8 protein-coding genes are annotated in these 19084 nt (G+C 38.4%); 3 read left to right on the top strand and 5 right to left on the bottom strand.

Going from position 1 to position 19084, the window contains the following annotated elements:
• Positions 1-22: 22 nt before the first annotated feature.
• The 3 genes from ubiB to gyrB all read right to left on the bottom strand — a co-directional run bounded on the left by ubiB (position 23) and on the right by gyrB (position 4944).
• On the bottom strand, positions 23-1609 hold the full coding sequence (ubiB, locus tag PVV64_RS00040; protein ID WP_273759042.1) for a 2-polyprenylphenol 6-hydroxylase: 1587 nt from the start codon (positions 1607-1609) through the stop codon (positions 23-25).
• A 2-nt stretch (positions 1610-1611) separates the two neighbouring features.
• Positions 1612-2394 (bottom strand): bifunctional demethylmenaquinone methyltransferase/2-methoxy-6-polyprenyl-1,4-benzoquinol methylase UbiE, encoded by a 783-nt coding sequence (ubiE, locus tag PVV64_RS00035; protein ID WP_273759041.1) that lies wholly within the window; start codon positions 2392-2394, stop codon positions 1612-1614.
• A 117-nt stretch (positions 2395-2511) separates the two neighbouring features.
• A complete protein-coding gene (gene gyrB, locus PVV64_RS00030; protein ID WP_273759040.1) occupies positions 2512-4944 on the bottom strand; it encodes a DNA topoisomerase (ATP-hydrolyzing) subunit B in 2433 nt (810 codons plus the stop codon).
• A gap of 1218 nt (positions 4945-6162) precedes the next feature.
• Here gyrB and PVV64_RS00025 point away from each other — a divergent pair.
• Complete coding sequence (locus PVV64_RS00025; RefSeq protein ID WP_273759039.1) at positions 6163-7047, top strand: transporter substrate-binding domain-containing protein; 885 nt, start codon at positions 6163-6165, stop codon at positions 7045-7047.
• A gap of 11 nt (positions 7048-7058) precedes the next feature.
• Here PVV64_RS00025 and PVV64_RS00020 read toward each other — a convergent pair whose 3' ends face one another.
• Complete coding sequence (locus PVV64_RS00020) at positions 7059-8591, bottom strand: YifB family Mg chelatase-like AAA ATPase (RefSeq protein WP_273759038.1); 1533 nt, start codon at positions 8589-8591, stop codon at positions 7059-7061.
• A gap of 400 nt (positions 8592-8991) precedes the next feature.
• On the opposite strand from PVV64_RS00020, the gene PVV64_RS00015 reads away from it, so the two are divergent.
• Together PVV64_RS00015 and PVV64_RS00010 are read left to right on the top strand one after the other, a co-directional pair.
• Positions 8992-10953, top strand: coding sequence for an autotransporter assembly complex family protein (locus PVV64_RS00015; RefSeq protein ID WP_273759037.1), 1962 nt, complete (start codon positions 8992-8994; stop codon positions 10951-10953).
• A complete protein-coding gene (locus PVV64_RS00010; RefSeq protein ID WP_273759036.1) occupies positions 10953-15599 on the top strand; it encodes a translocation/assembly module TamB domain-containing protein in 4647 nt (1548 codons plus the stop codon). Before PVV64_RS00015 ends, PVV64_RS00010 begins: the two co-directional genes overlap by 1 nt.
• Before the next feature lie 1647 nt (positions 15600-17246).
• On the opposite strand, the gene PVV64_RS00005 is transcribed toward PVV64_RS00010, so the two are convergent.
• Positions 17247-18998: an ABC transporter ATP-binding protein gene (locus tag PVV64_RS00005; protein WP_273759035.1), complete on the bottom strand. Its 1752-nt coding sequence runs from the start codon at positions 18996-18998 to the stop codon at positions 17247-17249.
• Positions 18999-19084: the final 86 nt, after the last annotated feature.

The raw sequence follows: 19084 nt of genomic DNA, 5'->3' as shown, positions 1-19084 counted from the left end.
ATTTTTTAGCATATTGAACAGATTAGAAAAGATGAAAAAGGTAAAAAGTGAGACAAACACAACAAAGTGCAATGATGAACAGGCTATAACGTCCATAACGGTTGGTACGGCTTTGCTCAACAGCAAGTCTTTTAAGGGTGGAAGGAGAAAGATTAAATCCTGTTTCTCTGATTTGGTTAAGGTCTTCTTCCATACGTTGAAAATTGTGTATCAATTGTGGTGTTTTACGAGCCAACGAAAGGAGTGCTTGCGCGCCTTCACTAAAGTCCTTTGCCACTCCTATAGGCCCTAAATTTTTGCTAATCCATTCTCTGACAACGGGTTCAGAAGCTTTCCACATATTAAAATGAGGATCTAGTGTGCGCGCTACACCTTCAACAACAACCATAGTTTTTTGGAGTAATAAAAGTTCAGGTCGTGTTTGCATATCAAACAATTCCGTGACTTCAAACAACAGTGTGAGCAATTTAGCCATGGAAATACTTTGCGCTGATTGCCCATGGATTGGTTCGCCAATAGCACGGTTAGCTTGAGCAAAGCTTTCAATATTGTGGTGTGAAGGGACATATCCTGCTTCAAAATGGGCACATGCCACGCGGTGGTAATCGCGGGTAATAAAGCCATAAAGGATTTCAGCAAGGAAATGCTTTTCTTTTTTTCCAAGCCGCCCTGTAATTCCTAAATCAACAGCAACAATACATCCTTGTGCATCTACAAATAAATTACCAGGATGCATATCGGCATGAAAAAAACCATCACGTAATGTATGACGAAGGAAAGATTGAATAAGCGTAACTGCGAGTGCCTGCAAATCAAACCCAGCTTTTTTGAGGGCAGAAATTTCAGATATTCTTATACCATCTATCCATTCCATTGTGAGAACATTACGCCCTGTACGCTCCCAATCAATTTTTGGAACCCGAAAACCTGTATCATGTTGAATATTTTCAGCCATTTCTGATATGGCAGCTGCTTCTAATCGCAAATCCATCTCAATACGTGTGGTTTGTGCTAAAGTGTCAACCACACAAACAGGACGCAGTCGTCGAGAAGCTGGTATATAACGTTCTTGTAAATGAGCAATGAGGTAGAATCCTCTAAGATCTCTGGCAAAGCGGGTTCTGATATTGGGACGAATAACTTTAACAGCACATTTTCTTTTCTGACCAGTTTCATCGTAATATTCAGCTGGGTGAACTTGGGCGATAGAAGCAGCAGCAATGGGGGGATAAAAATTGATAAATAAATCATTGATAGAGCGACCAAGCGAATTTTCAATTTGTGCAATAGCATCAGGGCAAGAAAATGTTTGAACGCGGTCTTGTAGTTGTGCCAAATCTTTAGCAATATCGCGTCCAACAATATCAGGTCTTGTAGCAAGAAATTGTCCAAGTTTTATGTAAGAAGGCCCAAGCTTATTGATGGCACAAGAAATATTTTCAGATCGTCGTTTCTTTTTTGTTTTACGTCGCGCTAATGCACTTGCTATACGATGACAGAATGCTGGAAATCCTTTAAGCTCATCGTGAGGCAGAGCACTCAAAACACCTTCACGTGCTAAAACCCATCCTGCGCGCATCAATTGAAAGTAAGTGGAAATCTGCACCATTTTTAAATTTTCCAACCTGAATGCAGTGCTGCGATAGCACCGGTGAGATTGCGATACGATACTCGCGAAAAACCTGCATGATTGATCATCTGGGCAAAATCATCTTGTTTAGGAAATTTACGAATAGATTCAACCAAATAACGGTAAGCATCACCATCGTTTGCAATGATTTGACCAAGCTTAGGGATGGCATGAAAAGACCACAGGTCATAAATTTTATCGAGCAGAGGCATCTCAACATTTGAAAATTCTAAACATAAGAAACGTCCCCCCGGTTTTAAAACACGAAAAGCTTCTCTAAGAGCTTTGTCAATATGAGGTACATTGCGAATTCCAAAGGCAATCGTGTAGGCATCAAAGCTTTGATCTTTAAAAGGCAAATGTTCTGCGTTGGCCTCAATAAAATCCATCAGAGGAGCAAGACCATTTTTTTGTGCACGTTTTTTACCGACATTGAGCATTGAACCATTAATATCAAGCACTGTAGCGTGGGCTTTTTGACGTGAAGCATTAAGAATGCGAAAAGCAATATCACCAGTTCCACCAGCCACATCAAGAACCTTCCAATTGACAAGAGCTGGGGGAGAAAGCCAAGCAACCATAGAGTTTTTCCACACACGGTGTAGTCCTAATGATAAGATATCATTCATCTTATCATAGTTTTCAGCGACAGAATGAAATACCCCATCAACCATGGACTGTTTTTGCGCTTCATCAACTCTGGTAAAGCCAAAAGAGTGTTCCATACCACCCTTGGCTCCGACGCGTTCTGTTTCAGCTGCCATATACATGACCTTCCTTATTTTTCTTTTATCGTAAATGAAAATAGAGGAAATGTTCAAATACGAAAAAACAGCGTATAAAACCACGACGTTTATACAGCCAGAAACAAAAGAGTACCTTTAGATATCAAGATTGGCAACGCTTAAGGCATTATCTTGAATAAAAATTCGCCGAGGTTCAACTTCATCACCCATTAAACGAGAAAAGAGTGAATCTGCATCGGTTGCATCATTGATTTTAACTTGTAACAGAGAGCGTGCATCAGGATTAAGGGTTGTTTCCCAAAGCTGCTCAGCATTCATCTCTCCCAGACCTTTATAACGTTGGAGCATAATGCCTTTTTTACCATTTGCAAAGATGCTCTCTAAGAGGCTCATAGGTCCAAAGATACGCTCTGATTTATCTTTGCGGTGTAGGAGAGGGGGAGGATTATATATCTCTATGAAATTTTTAGAAACGCGATCAATTTGGCGGGCATCGGCAGAATTAATAAGCCCCGTATCCAGAGTAATCACATCTTTAACTCCGCGTAAAACACGTTCAAAATATAAGCTTCCATCTGATGTGTATTGGCCACTCCAACCTCGTTCCATATCATCGGCAATCAAATCAAGACGATGGGCGATAGTATCGGCTGTTTTTTGCGCTTTTTCTGGTGTGACAAAGGCTTCAGGGTTAAAAGCTCCAACAATCGCTGCTTGCTCAACAATGTTGCGGTCATAACGTGTATGAAGACTATTTAAAAGTTGACGCAACACACGAGCATCCTTGGCAAGTTGATATAAATCGGCACCTGCACGAACTTCTCCCGTTGAAAGTTCTAAGGTTGCATCTTCTAAGCCCGTATCAATTAAAAACTCTTCAAATGCTGCTTCATTTTTAATATATTGGGAAGACTTACCTCGTGAGACTTTATAGAGGGGTGGCTGGGCGATATAGAGATGTCCACGTTCAATCAATTCAGGCATTTGTCTAAAAAAGAAAGTGAGCAGTAAGGTACGAATATGGGCACCATCAACGTCCGCATCTGTCATAATGATAATTTTATGATAACGCAATTTATCCGGTGAAAATTCATCTTTCCCAATGGAAGTTCCAAGAGCAGTAATAAGCGTTCCAATCATATCCGATGAGAGCATGCGGTCGAATCGTGCTCGTTCGACATTAAGGATTTTACCGCGCAGCGGCAAAATCGCCTGATTTTGACGAGAACGTCCACTTTTTGCTGATCCACCAGCTGAATCTCCCTCAACGATAAAGATTTCTGATTTTGCTGGATCACGTTCTTGGCAATCGGCAAGTTTTCCCGGTAGAGAAGTAATATCAAGAGCTCCTTTGCGTCTTGTGAGTTCACGCGCTTTACGTGCGGCTTCACGTGCTGTTGCAGCTTCTACGACCTTACCAATGAGAAGCTTCGCTTCATTAGGATGCTCTTCCAACCATGTGGAAAGACCTTCATTCACCAAATTTTCCACAATGGGACGCACTTCAGAAGAAACCAATTTGTCCTTTGTCTGTGAAGAAAATTTAGGATCGGGCACTTTGACGGAAAGAATAGCTGTAAGTCCTTCGCGACAGTCATCACCGGTTAAATTAACTTTTTCTTTTTTTGCAATACCTGAAGATTCAGCATAACCATTAATTTGACGCGTCAAAGCACTCCGAAAACCGATTAAATGCGTTCCACCATCACGTTGAGGAATATTATTTGTAAAACATAAAACTTTCTCATGGTAGGAATCATTCCACCATAGAGCGACATCAACACTCATACCTTCTTTTTCACTGGCAATATAAATAGGGGTATCTAGTAGTGCTTTTTTCGTTTGGTCAATATACTTGACAAATTCAACTAATCCACCTTCATAATGCAATTCAACGGATTGAATATCAGCATGGCGTTCATCAACGAGAAGAATATGTATGCCAGAATTTAAAAAAGCGAGTTCACGCAAACGGCGTTCCAAAGTTTCAAAATCAAATTCAACCATTGTAAAGGTTTCAGAGCTTGGTAAAAATCTGATTTCTGTTCCACTTTCTTGATCACAATCGCCAATAATTTTCAGTGGAGAATCAGCAACTCCATGGGTAAATGACATTTCATGAAGTTTACCATTACGTTTGATTTTTAATTTGAGCCAAACGGATAATGCATTCACAACAGAGACACCAACGCCGTGTAAACCTCCTGAGACTTTGTAAGAATTTTGATCAAATTTTCCACCAGCATGAAGCTGTGTCATAATAACTTCGGCGGCTGAAACACCTTCTGTTGGGTGTATATCTGTTGGAATGCCGCGTCCATTATCACGAACAGAACAAGAACCATCTGCATGGAGAGTGACATTTACAAGAGTGGCATGACCAGCTAGAGCTTCATCGATAGCGTTGTCTACGACCTCATAGACCATATGGTGCAAGCCCGAACCATCATCTGTATCACCAATATACATACCAGGACGTTTACGTACAGCATCAAGACCTTTAAGAACTTTAATAGAAGCGGCACCATAGTCATTATTAGATGTCGGTGAGGTTAGTTCATCACTCATAAGTTAATCCATTCTTGTATTAGTTTACGATATCCAAACAGCTCTAGGCTTAATATTTTGATCAGTTATTTATGGAATAACTATATCAAACATTTATCGTATATCATATTTATATTCAACATCTGTTAATACATAATTGCTAGTGTGTAAGAGAATGATTTTTACACAGGCAGTGTTGTTTCCCGTAAATCAACATCAAGGTTTCATGCAGCAGCACGTTTGCGATAGAAGCGAAGATAGATAAAAGGCTCTCTTAGCTGTTGCAACTTTTGTGTGCCAAAGGAGGGTAAGGGTATTGCCTATATCTGTTGGCATAATCTCTCAAACTGACATGTAGCCTCATTTGCGAAGAATCTAAAGACGTTGGGGATAAAAACCCGTTTCCATCCGTACCATTACCTCTTACATTCTGCTTTACAGCTTAAAAAAAATATTCCAAGCAATGTCTTTTAAAGACATAGAGGATTATGCATCGCCTCATGCTTTTTATCACGTTTCTTAAAGAGGAGCATACTCCTCACCTCAAACAAAACGCTATTGGTTGCTAATGCACACCTGCTTATTTTAAACAGACATCTCCTCAGCTATCCAAGCCCATTTTATAGTGGTCCATGAATGGTATAATAGTAAAGAGCATCGCCACCTTTATGCTTATGAAACAAAAGCCAGCAGCATTATTTTTTCGCCAGTTGCCAATGTTGTGAAAAAAATGACGCTGCTACCTTGCTCTTTTATCGACGTAAAAGATGGTGGTACTCTATGGATTTTGCGTTATCTCATCCACGGATGATGTTGTGGATAAGGGGAAGCAACGAGGCGCATTTCTTTAAAAAAAGTGCATGAATGGGCAGCACAATGATACTTTTCCCTCATGTAAAGAGCATGAGACTTCATGAAAGAAAAAAGAAAAACTCTCATGTTCTCAAAGAGATTAAAGATAAAATAAGCGATAGTACAGAAACTTTTTATTGATAAACATATTCAAAAATCGCCTTTTTGCTCAAAAGCTTTTTCAAGCATTTATTTAAGAGCTATGCGCACAAATGTTGATTATCAGCAATATATTCTGAAAAAGAGAGAAACGGTTAATTGTTTGATAGTTTTGAGAAAAGCGCAAACAATTTAATTCATGAAAGGAGCAGATATTTTTGTTCAATGCATTAGATATGATGACTGAGAAAAATTATATTTTAGCTCTGCATAATGGGGGGCGAGATTTTGGCAATAAAGAAATTTATAAATAGATTGAATGCTCTTATTGGAATTTTATTTGGACTATGGGGCTTTTTATTTTCCTCGTTTGTAGAAGCTGAAATGGCTGGCAGGCTCCCCTTTTTTTTTAATTCGCATGAACATTTTGTACAGCCTGATACAACAGATATAGTGCGTTTGCGCTTTGTAACGACTTTTGATTTTCCTCCCTTTAACTTTCTTGATCAAACAAGACATCTTGCAGGCTATAATATCGACTTATTGCGTGCTATTTGTTCAAAATTAAATCTTGAAAAAGTCTGTGAGGTAGAAGTTGTTCCTTGGGAAGAGCTCGTAGAACATGTCAAAAATGGTGGCGCAGAAGTTATTATTGCTGGTTTAAAAGAAACAATGAAAACCCATCAAGATCTCGTTTTTACAAGATCTTATTTGCGTTTTCCAGCTCGATTTGTTGCGTCTCGGTTTATTACATCTCAACTTGTAAATCTCGATGAATCAATAAACGATAAAATGATACATTTAAACAGTGGTGTTTTGTCCAAAACTGTTCATGAAAAGCTGTTTCGCAGTTATTTTCCTGAAGCCAAATGGCAAGGATTTAAAAACAGGACAGAGCTTTATAAAGCATTACAGGATCATAAAATTGATGTTATTTTTGATGATGGATTTTCTTTATCTTTGTGGCTAAATGATCCCAAATCTGCTGATTGTTGCCATTTTGTTGGAGGTCCGTATATGGCTCCACAGTTATTGGGGCAAGGAATGCAGCTTGCTGTGGCAAAAAAGAATGAAAAATTAATTGATATACTTAACTATGCTCTGAAATCTCTAGAAGATGATGGCAAGCTTACAGAACTTTATCTGCGTTATTTTCCAGTGAGTTTTTATTGATGAAATCTTTTTTAGGTAAGAACTGTTAATCTTTCAGTACCCAACCGGTAAGAAATAGCTTCTGCGAGATGATGGCGAGCAAGATGATCAGCTTCGTCAAGATCGGCAATGGTGCGTGCAACTTTGAGAATACGATGATAAGCGCGGGCAGAAAGCTGCATCTTTTCACTTACATCGCGTAGGAGTTTAGCGGCATTTTTATCAGGTATGGCAATTTGTTCGATAATTTTAGCAGGGCAATCACCGTTGGTGCGAATATGGTTAAGACCCAATGTTGTAAAACGTTTGGCTTGAATGGCGCGACATCGTGCGACGCGTTTTGCAACATCACGGCTTTTTTCTGATTGTTCTGGTTGCATAAGATCCATAGCTGTTAGAGCAGGGACATCAATTCGTAAATCAATTCTGTCGAGCAGAGGACCAGAAATACGGGACTGATAATCGATTTGACAGCGTATTCCTTTAGCACAAACATGATTTTTTTCGCCTGCCATACCGCATCGACAAGGGTTCATTGCAGCAATGAATTGAAAGCGGGCAGGATAGCTAATATGGTGATTAGCGCGGGCGATAACACATTCTCCACTCTCTAAGGGTTGACGAAGAGAGTCAAGGACTTGTGGAGAGAATTCAGGTAATTCATCAAGAAAGAGAACGCCATTATGTGCAAGAGAGACTTCTCCAGGTCGTCCTTTAATTCCACCACCGATCATTGCTGCCATGGAAGCGGAATGATGCGGAGCACGGAAGGGGCAATGCCGTGAAATAGTATTATGGATAATTTCTCCTGTGATGGAAGCAATCAAAGAAACATCTAAAAGTTCTCGGCTATCAAGGGGTGGCAGAATGGAAGGCAATCGTTGCGCTAACATAGATTTTCCAGCGCCAGGAGGACCTACAAACAAAAGATTATGCCGCCCAGCAGCGCAAACTTCTAATGCACGTTTGGCGGTTTTTTGTCCTTTAATTTCGCAAAGGTCTGGAAGTTCAGTTTGGAGAGTATATTGGCGCGGTTGAGGACGTTTTTGAATTTGCGTTCCTTTAAAATGATTAACCATAGTAAGGAGTGTTTCGGGGGCAAGAATATTCATCTCTGCATTTGCCCATGCTGCTTCAGGTCCACATTGATAGGGACAAATAAGGCCTTTATCGAGTGATAAAGCTGTCATTGCGGCTGGTAAAACACCATTGACAGCTGTAAGGGAACCATCCAATGACAATTCACCTAAAATGACATAGTCTTGGGCAACTTCGGGAGGAAGAACGCCCATAACAAGCATTAAACCCACAGCAATGGGCAAATCATAATGGGATCCCTCTTTAGGAAGATCAGCAGGGGCAAGATTAACGGTAACCCGTTTGTTTGGCATAGAAAGCCCACAAGCATGCAGAGCTGCTTGCACGCGTTCACGGCTTTCTGCGATTGCTTTATCGGCTAATCCAACGATAGCCATTCCTATTTTGCCGGAGGAAATCATAACCTGTACATCGACAGGCACTGCTTCTAGACCGCGAAAAGCAACAGTTGTAACACGCGCGATCATCAATTGTTTCTCCCCCCTAACTTGGGAGAGACAATCATATCTCCGCATAAAAATCAAGAAGTGTCTTTATAGTTTTTTGGAGAGAGAAGTCTATATACGTAAATTTTGTAGTACTCTCATGGATGGTCATTTGTATAAATTTAACCATAGTTTTATGAGATTCAATAAAACATTTATAATGAGTTAAATGAATGTGTTAGGAGAAAAGGAGCGAAGCTGTTTTGTGGCACGCCAGTAGAGAGTTTTATGAATATAAGGGAGGAAAAATGATGCATGGCAAGAAAAGAATATTTTTAATATCATTAAACGTGTGAAATATTGAGGGTAAGCATATTTACCATTCTTGTTTGATGTTATTTATAGTACAAAGTGATGTGAAGTGTTGAGGGTATCTGATTGGATGGTATATCAGACGGGAGATCTTTTTAAATCAAGAACTATGCGCAGTGTATTTATAAGCTTATGCTTTACCTGTGCTTTTCCGCAAACACTTGCAGCATTTGAGTTATTCGGCATCCCTCTTTTTGGTCAAAAGACAACCAACGCCTCTTCCTATAATGTCAGTGGTACAGAGAAATTTTATAAGGTTGATGTTATTGCTCCTTTGGGAGCGCCATCAGAAGGTGTAAAAATAGTCAAGTCTGTTTCTTCTCTGGTTGCTGATAAAGAGAAAGCATTGAGTTCTTCTGGTTTGTTAGCGAAAGCGCGTTCAGATTATCGCGCTATTCTTTCTGCTCTTTATGCTGATGGACGTTATGGCGGTATTATTAGTATTAAGATTAATGGTTTAGAAGCTGCTGATTTAAGTCCTGTAACGCAACTCCCAGCGCAATCCAAAATTGTTATTCTCGTTGATGCTGGTCCCCAATACGTTTTTAATGTTGCAGACATTAATAAAGTTGCTCCATTAGTAAAATATAAAACCAATAGAATGCCGACAATTGAAGAGTTGGGTTATAAGACTGGAACGATTGCCAAATCTGAAACCATTCTAAAAGCAGAAAGATGGGCGGTTGAAGGATGGCGTAGACAAGGTTATGCTAAGGCCAAAGTTATGAAAAGTGAAGTCGTTGCTGATCATGCAGCACGTCTTATTGATGCGCAGATTGCTGTTGATCCTGGACAAGAAGCTTATTACGGTCCTTTAAGTGTGCGTAATGTGAGTACAAAGCCCCGTGTAGATTCAGCTTATATTGCGTGGATGACAGGATTAAAGGTAGGTCAAAGATATGATTCTGCTGCATTAGCCAAAGCAAGTGAAAGACTTGCACGTCTTAATGTTTTTCGTGCTGTGAATATACGTGAGGCTGAGACCATTAGCTCTGATGGGAGTCTACCACTGACGCTTGTGGTAGAAGAACGTAAACCACGTCGTTTTGGTGCAGGTGGTAGCTATTCAACATTAGATGGAGCTGGTTTTGAAGCTTATTGGATGCATAATAATCTTTTTGGTCATGCAGAACAGCTTAAAATTGAAGCGAAAGTAAGCGGGATTGGTAGCAACAAGGAACAATCATATAATTTTAAAAATTTTGATTATCTTTTAGGCGGCACATTTATAAAGCCTGGCATATTTACTCCTGATACAGACTTTAGAACTGAACTAAAAATACAGCAAGATGTCCTAGAAAATTATACGACAAAAGCTATTAGAGGAAAGTTTGGTATAACACATATCTTTAATGGTAATCTATCGGGACAGATGGCGGTAAAAGTTTCTACTGGTTATTCACACGATATTCATTTTGGGAACCATTATTTTACAACAGTTGGATTACCTAGTGAGTTGATTTATGATAGTCGTAATAATAAGTTTAATGCGACAAAAGGTTTGTATGGTGAAGTGAATGTCGAACCTTTTTATGAAGTGCGCTTTGGCAATTTTATAGCAAAAATGACTGTAGAAGGCCGTTCTTATTGGACATTGGATGCAAAGAATCGTTTTGTTTTTGCGGCGCGAGCAAAGCTTGGTACAATTATTGGCAGTGATAGGGCACAAGTACCTTCAGATATACTCTTTTTTGCTGGTGGTGGAGGATCTGTTCGCGGTTATGCTTATCGTAATATTGGAGTCAAAACAGGCAATGATGCTATTGTTGGCGGGCGGGCACTTGTTGAGGGATCAGCAGAGTTGCGTTTTTCTTTAAATGATAAGATAGGGGTTGTCAGTTTTCTTGATGGCGGTAGTGTAGGAGAAAAGGCGCGATTTGATTTTGCTAAAAAAATAAAATGGGGAGCGGGCATTGGCGGTCGCTATATGACAGATCTTGGTCCTTTACGCGTTGATTTAGCCTTTCCTCTCAAGCGAGAGAAAGGTGATCCTCGCATTGGTTTTTATGTGGGTATAGGGCAAGCATTTTAATGAAAAAAACTATGCGTTTATCGGCTTTCTTATTTGGGCTTTCATTTCTTTTGCTGAGTGCTTTTGTTTTTGCGCGAGAAGGCGATTTGTCCTCTAGTCAAGCGCGTACCGATGATCGTTCATGGTTAGTCTCTCTCATTGAACGCGGACTTTCAGGGCCTAATCGCCAAGTTCGTTTGCATAATATACAAGGAACACTGTCTTCTCAAACGTCAATTGAAGCAATTACCGTGAGTGATAAAAAGGGTATTTGGCTGAAAATTACTAATGCTAAAATGGATTGGAACCGCTTAGCATTGTTGAGAGGGCGCATGAGTATTAATGAGCTTTCAGCGGAACAGATTACATTTTTACGCAAACCGCAGAGTAATTCTTCTCTGATTTCTTCTTTGGAAACAAGGAAATTTTCTTTACCAAAGTTGCCGCTAGCCATTTTTATCAATAGGTTTCAAGCGCAACATGTAGCATTTGAACAGGAGCTTTTTGGTTTTTCTGCTGATGTATCCTTAAAAGGAAATCTAACCTTGGCAAATGGTGAGGTTGATATTGATATAACAGCTCATCGTTTAGATGTACCGGGATCATTTTCTGTTTTCACAAAGCTATCTGATAGCAATCGTACAGCTAAGGTTGATATTTCTGTTGATGAACCGCAAAATGGCATTTTGGCGAATATTTTGCAAATTGAAAAACAGCCTGCATTAAGTCTTGCTATTACAGGTGATGGGACATTCGATGATTTGGTTGTCAAACTTTATTCAGAAGTTGATCACCATCCTGTTTTAAATGGCAATATAATTCTTGCTCGTTTTGCGGAGGGACATAGTTTTTCTACGCAACTTGTTGGCACACTTGGCTCTTTAATGCCTCCTCAATATTATAACCTTTTTGCATCTGATGTAACGCTTAAAGCAGAAGCAAGAATGACAAAAGAAGGTGTGACATACCTTGATCATATTGTACTTCAGAATCAGGCAATGAATGTTGTCGCCAATGCTGAAATAACAGCAGATGGATTTTTACGGCAGCTTTTTGTTGATGGCAAAATGGCTTTTAATAAGGAAAATGAGGCTGTATCTATACCAGCATCAGAAGTGCCAATGCATGTGGGGAATCTTGCTTTGAACATTGATTATGGTCGTGAAGGGAAACAATCTTGGCAGGGAAAGCTTGTTGTACATCATGTAAGCAATAAAAATATTCATATTCGCGATGCCATTTTTGATATGGGGGGAGTCAGTGAAAATCTTGATAATGCAACTTCGCGTCATGTTGGTATTCAAGTTAAAGGAACAGTTAGAGGGAGGGAAAAACGTAAAGATACATCAGGCAAAGATTTAGACCAAACAGTTCATGTGCATTTAGATACGGATGTTTTTTCTAAAAAACCGGTTTTGATTCATGATTTTAGTTTTACGGGGCAGGGTTTTTCTGCTTGGTTAAAAGGAAAAATGGAGCGTTTTGTTTTTAAAGGCGACCTTGGTTTAAAAACGCAAACATTCGCTCCTTTTAGTCTATTTCGTGAGCAATCACTCTCTGGTAGCGCAGATATTAAAGCCAAAGGAACAATTGGTTTAATGAGTGGCACTTTTGATCTTGAGTTATCAGGGGTGGCTGATAATATGAAAATAGGTGTGGAGCCTTTTGATCGTTTTTTCAAAGGAAATTTTACTCTTTCAGGTGGAGCTGCTTATGACACGGCGAATTTAATTTTGCGTCGTTTGGATTTGAAAAGCCAATATGCGGATATAAAAGCGGATGGATATTTTTCGAGTGAGAGAGCAAAAATGGATTTTTCTGCTCAAATATCTGATCTTGCTAAATTGGATTCGAGAGTAAAAGGTGCACTTACAATTCAAAGTACAGCTAGAGGGCACAATAACCTTATCAATTTTAACACACGCGCAAATGTTGCTGAAGCATTTTTAATGGGAAAGCAGCTACAGAACACAACATTCACAATGAAAACACTGCTAGATAATACATCGCCTGTTACTTCTGTAACGGGCTCGATAAAAGGTGAAGGCACTTTTGCTAAGAAACCGTTGTATTTATCAGCTTCTTTTAAGGATTCTCACCAGATTCGACAACTTGAAAATATCGATCTAAGAGGGGGAAGCGCAAAAATAACCGGTGATCTTTCTCAAACACAAGGTCTTGTTAAAGGTGCTTTGCATGTTGATGCTGATGATATTTCCGTGTTGTCTGCGTTGTTTTTGCAGGAAGGCAGTGGAAAAGTCACAGGAGATTTCGTTTTTGGCGAACAAAATGGCAAACAAACAGCCAATCTAAAAGCACATATTGATCGTTTAAGCTTTGCAAAGAATAAAATGAAGAAGTTGGAAGTCAAAGCCGACCTATTTGATCCTTTTGGCATGACACAATTGGAGGTGGTTATCAATGCAGAGCAAATTCAAACGCCTTTGATGATGATTAATCATTTAAATGTTCATGCTCATGGCAAAAATGGACAAACAGTTTTTACTCTTCAAGCGATGTTGCCTCATAATACCAACGCACAGCTTTCTGGTCGTATGGTTGCAGTAGAAGTTCCAGAAGATATAAAACGAGAAATACAGATTGAAACGGTGGATATAAAACAACATAATTTTCACGCGACATTGTCTAAAGCAGCTACGATTGTTTTTGATAAAAATGGCATGACGGTAAATGGATTAGGACTTGCGGTGAATGGAGGTAAAATTATCCTTGCAGGAAATGTTAAAGATACCCTTAATCTAGATCTTACAATGAATGCATTTCCTGCTGCATTAGTCAATCTATGGAAATCTGATCTTGGAGCAGATGGTAGTGTAACAGGGCAGGTTATAATTCGTGGTCGTTCGCAAAAGCCTGATGTGACCTATGATATAAAAGGGGAAGGACTGACGACGATTGCACTTCAAGATAAGAAAATAATGCCTTTTGTGCTGACTGCTACAGGTAAAACCATAGATCAGAATCTCACGTTGAATGCAAATTTAACGGGGGAAGGAGCAAAGGCACAAGCCCAAGGACACATATCTTTCAATGAAAACAAGTTGGATCTCCATGTTAACTTGCAAGATTTACCTGCAGGTTTGCTTAATAGTTTTATTGAAGGGCAAGCACTTGGAGGAGTGCTGGTAGGTAAAGTCGATATTGGCGGAACCATGAAGGATCCTTCTGCTCATTTTGAGCTTTCTAGTCAAAGCTTAACTGCTATGACTCATAAAGGACCGATGTCAATGAATATGAATGCTCGTGGTTCTTACAAAAAATCGACTTTTCATATTGAGAATATGATAGCGACAGGAGATAAGGGATTAGATCTTTCTATAAATGGACCTGTTTCTCTCAATGGTTTAGAGGCCAAATTGAATGTTAAAGGGACAATACCTCTTGCTTTTGTTGATCTTTTATTAGCAAAGCGTGGTGCGCATATAACGGGCATATCCAAGATAGATGCAACTCTTAATGGCGCATTACTGAAACCACAATTGGTAGGAAATTTTTCTATAGTTAATGGTAGTTTTTTTGATTCAAAAACAAATTTCGGTCTTAACAATGTAACAATAGAAGGCAAATTAAACGGCGATCACATTTTGATAGAGAAAGCTTCCGCTGCTTCGTCGGAGGGGGGAAAAGTTTCTGCTTCAGGTCTTATCTCTAATGATCTAAAACCAGATTTGGTATTCCATCTTGATAATGCCAATTATAATGATGGCTCTATGATTCTTGCAACATTGTCAGGAAAGATGACAATGACAGGTCATTTTCTGGATAATCTTGTTATTGGCGGTGATATTACAGTTGAAAAAGCTGAAGTTTTTGTTCCTGATCATTTTCACAATGCAAAGTTTCTTGATATTAAAAATAAGAATTTAACAAAACCGATTCAAAAAACGCTTGAACGTGCTGATGTTAAGGGCACCAACACAAATCGTGGTATCTCTCAAGAATCTTCGTCTGTTGTGTTCTCAAATATGCTTATTACGGCGCGCAATCAGTTTTTTGTGCGTGGACGAGGGTTAGATACTGAACTGGGAGGACGCATTAACATAGCAGGTCCATTGCATGATGTGCATCCAGTTGGTGAGTTTCAAATGATTCGTGGACGTTTTGATATTCTTTCACAGCGTCTTAATTTTGATCAGGGACAAGCAAGTTTTAGCGGGAGTCTTAATCCTACGGTTTATTTTGTTGCCAACAAAGATAGTAGTGATATTCGCGTCACAGTAACTGTAAGTGGAACAATTGATAATCTTGATGTTAATTTTTCTTCACAACCGAATTTACCACAGGATGAGATTTTAGCGCGTTTGATTTTTAACCGTTCTCTTAATGAACTATCACCATTTCAGATTGCCCAACTTGCGGCAGCGGCTGCTGATCTTGCCGGTGCTTCTAATACATCTTTATTGAATACTCTACGGGCTAAAATTGGTCTTGATGATCTCGATGTTGTCGTTGATGAAAAGGGAAATACTGGCTTACGTATTGGACGTTATATACACAATAACATTTATTTAGGTTTTGAAGCAGGATCAGATGGAGCAACGAAGGGAACAATTAATCTGGATATTTCACGTCATCTTAAAGCTAAAGGCGCCATAGGGAATGAAAAGAATTCGAGTGTTGGTATCTTTTATGAAAGAGATTATTAAAGACTAAAATTCTAAAATTCCAATTGCTTCAATTTTATGCATTTAACTCTTTGTATGAGAAAGACAACACACTCATTGGAAATGATATCGTTTTGCAAATTGAATAAGAACTTTAAATACTAAAAAGACTTTTTTATTTAAATATTGGCATTTAAATCAAAAAAATCGTTGGCTTACATACCACAAGCGAGGTGTGTGTGAGGATAAAGACTATTGAAGAAAGAAGGGAGCGCTTCCTATGAACACTTTCAAATGTAAGGGAGTAACATTGGGAGCAAGCCAAATAGAATGATGGTTTCAGCTTACACGTTTATACATATAAAGATGGTGATGCACAATAAACTCTACATAATATCACTCACGAGAGATAGCGTATGTGCTTAAGTACACTGAGAATAAAAATTATTATCCAGATTTTCTTAAAAACCAACAAAGAGTAAAATCACATTTTTATCATTTTTTATAACTTAAATAAGAAAATACCTTGTAGCTTTGATGGATATTTTTATAAAAGACATTGCTTTATCGAATGCGTCTTGAAAAAAGATGAAGCTATAGAAAAGGAATACGATAAAAAGAAGATTTTTATCAAATTGCACCAAGATATTTTGAAGTGCTTCATTTTTTAATCGTATTCTTTATAGAATGACATCTTTTATGAAAAAGCATAATGATATATGCTTTTCATTCATATATTCATTTTAATACTCCTCATTCCATCTACCAGCATTGCCATGAATGGGAGAAAGCAAAATCTTATTAGGCGCTACCATTTTTTGCATTTATGAAGGTACAAAACAGCACTAATATTTTATTTTCTAGTCTCAATGTTGCGATTGTTTTTTCCTTAAGTGAGTTCACGAGTAATATGTTTTCTCTTTTCTTAAATAGTTTTATCCATATGCCAATCACGTTTGTAGTGTGCACGCGAGTGATTTGAATGAATTCAACATAAAACAGATTTAAAATGAAAGAATCTTACGATATTCGGAGCTCTCATTCAAATTGCGAAACGACAAATTATTATGATAAATCAATCTCTTGATTTTGTAACAACATATGTATTTTCAAGTACTTTAAGAAGTTGAAATGTTTAAGTAAGATAGTTTTCGTTCTCAGATTTTAGAATAAAACGCAAAACTCAATCTAAGGCATTTACGACAGCAAGAAATTTTATGAGAGATTCTTCGAAGGCTTCCTTCTCAGACTCAGTTTACAGTGTTGAGCAAAATTTATAATGGACAGCATGGGAATGGATTTAGACAAAGGTGACGTGAAACATTACAGTTACACTATCCTAGTTTTTAGCAAGTTTTTCAAAATTTGCTATCAGCTGTTTTGATACATATGGGGTTCGATAACATTTGTGGATGTTACGCATCTTACTTGAAGAACGAAAAAGTTCTCATTATGAAGCTTCTATTTTGAAAAATAAAAAAGAATACTTTTAATAAAACAATAGACGAGGTGTTTAATTCTCATACGAATCCTAGACACGTATTCTCAATAAATCATATCTGTTTTGTATGGCTGTACTTGATATAATGCTTTTCCATATTATGCTTCTGTGTTGTACCAAGGAAAGACTATTTTTTCACCTTTTATCTCAAATCTGACAGAGGCGTCTAAAAGCTAAGACGTGTGCTTTTAAAATTGGATATTATGAAGTTTTTTGTAAAAACTGTTTTCCGTTGCGAGCAATTCTTCTTGGCTACCTTGTTCAATCAGTTGACCATTTTTTATGACAACAATTTTATGAGCACGAGCAATTGTTGAAAGGCGATGAGCAATGATGATAGTTGTGCGCCCTTTGGTGAGACGATGAAGTGCTTCATTAATCTGTGCTTCAGTATGTGAGTCTAACGCACTTGTTGCTTCATCAAGAATGAGAATTTCACTGTCATGAAGCATTGCTCTAGCGATAGCGAGTCGTTGTTTTTGTCCACCTGAAAGATTACAGCCATTATCGCCGATTTGTGTATCATAGCCGTTTGGCAAGTCCATAATAAAATCGTGCGCATTGGCTGTTTTTGCTGCTTTGATAATATCATCGTCACTGGCTCCTTCTTTTCCAAGCCCGATATTATATTTAACGGTTCCTTGAAAGAGAAAAGTATCCTGTCCGACATAGGACATAAGCTTTCTCAAGGAGCGAAATGTCGTATAACGGATATCTTGATTATGAATCAGTATGCGTCCCTTTGTGGGGTCATAAAGGCGCATAATAAGGTTGATAAGGGTTGATTTGCCTGAACCAGATGGTCCCACCAACGCTGTCATTTTTCTGGGTTCTATTTCTAGATTGATGTTTTTCAATACTATTTTCTTATCTGTATATGCAAAAGAAACATCTTCAAAACGAATGCTTCCTTGCGTTTTATCGAGATCTTTAGCATTTTCATGTTCCATAACCGAGATAGGATGGTCAAGTATGTCAAACATCGTACGGATACTCACCAAGCCAGCTTCAATTTTGACTCGTACATTTGCCAACCTTTTTGCAGGCTCGTAAGCAAGAAGTAAAGCAACGATAAAAGACATAAATTCACCTTGAACGCCTGTACGTTGGGTTGCAAGGTAGCCCGAAAAACAGATAATACCTGCAATGGCAATACCTGTGAGTGTTTCCATAATCGGATTTGTAATAGCTTGAAGTGTTGCAATAGTATTTGCTTGTTTTTCAACATCGCCAATGGCTTTGTTCATACGTTTTTTCATGAGATCTTCTAGTGAAAAAGCCTTGATAACACGAATACCGATAGAACTTTCTTGTACAATTTTGATAATTTCACCAAGCGAAAGGAGTTCCTTTTCGACAAGACTCCGAATACGTTTCAAAGTCATTCGAATTCCTAAAAAAGCTAGTGGTCCTACTATTAAAGTAATGGCGATTAAGGTAAAATTTTGAATACACATGACAAGCAAAAGTCCACTAACGGAAAGCAAATCACGCACAAAAGTTGTGATAATTGTATCAATGATATTACGCGCTGCTGTAGCATTGTGGGTTACACGGACAAGAAGATCAGATGAAGCATTATGATGGTAAAAAGAGACGCCTTGTTCCATAAGGCGTGCATAGATTTTACGCTGTTGTTCAGCAACGATACTGTTTCCTGCTTTACTCAAAAAGTAAGTTTGGGAAAAAGTAGCAATTCCTTTAAGAATGAAAATGAAAGCAATGATACAGGAAATCAAAACAATCATACCGAAATTCTGCGCTTCAATCATATAATTGACAACATCACGCATAATCCATGCACTGGCTGCAGTTGTGCAGGAAATAATAATCATGGAAAAAATAGCGGCACTATACCAACGCGCATGTTTACGAAAATTTTCTCGCAAAAGACGAATAATAAGATGTTTATCAAAAGCAGAAATTTGTTTTTTGACCATAAGGTGCTTCTCTATTCTAGAGTTATTTTATGCAAGATTGAAGCACTTTGATGAGAGACATCTAGCCTTTATAAAATAACGTATTC

This window comes from Bartonella sp. ML70XJBT.G (assembly GCF_028618575.1).
Lineage (GTDB): Bacteria > Pseudomonadota > Alphaproteobacteria > Rhizobiales > Rhizobiaceae > Bartonella.
Note: the sequence above shows the minus strand (reverse complement) of the source record. Positions and strands in the feature narration are given on the sequence as shown.

Coding starts and splice junctions, on each gene's coding strand:
- PVV64_RS00020 (WP_273759038.1), bottom strand. CDS start 8,591: ATGATCGCGCGTGTTACAACTGTTGCTTTTCGCGGTCTAGAAGCAGTG.
- PVV64_RS00015 (WP_273759037.1), top strand. CDS start 8,992: ATGGTATATCAGACGGGAGATCTTTTTAAATCAAGAACTATGCGCAGT.
- PVV64_RS00010 (WP_273759036.1), top strand. CDS start 10,953: ATGAAAAAAACTATGCGTTTATCGGCTTTCTTATTTGGGCTTTCATTT.
- PVV64_RS00005 (WP_273759035.1), bottom strand. CDS start 18,998: ATGGTCAAAAAACAAATTTCTGCTTTTGATAAACATCTTATTATTCGT.
- ubiB (WP_273759042.1), bottom strand. CDS start 1,609: ATGGTGCAGATTTCCACTTACTTTCAATTGATGCGCGCAGGATGGGTT.
- gyrB (WP_273759040.1), bottom strand. CDS start 4,944: ATGAGTGATGAACTAACCTCACCGACATCTAATAATGACTATGGTGCC.
- ubiE (WP_273759041.1), bottom strand. CDS start 2,394: ATGGCAGCTGAAACAGAACGCGTCGGAGCCAAGGGTGGTATGGAACAC.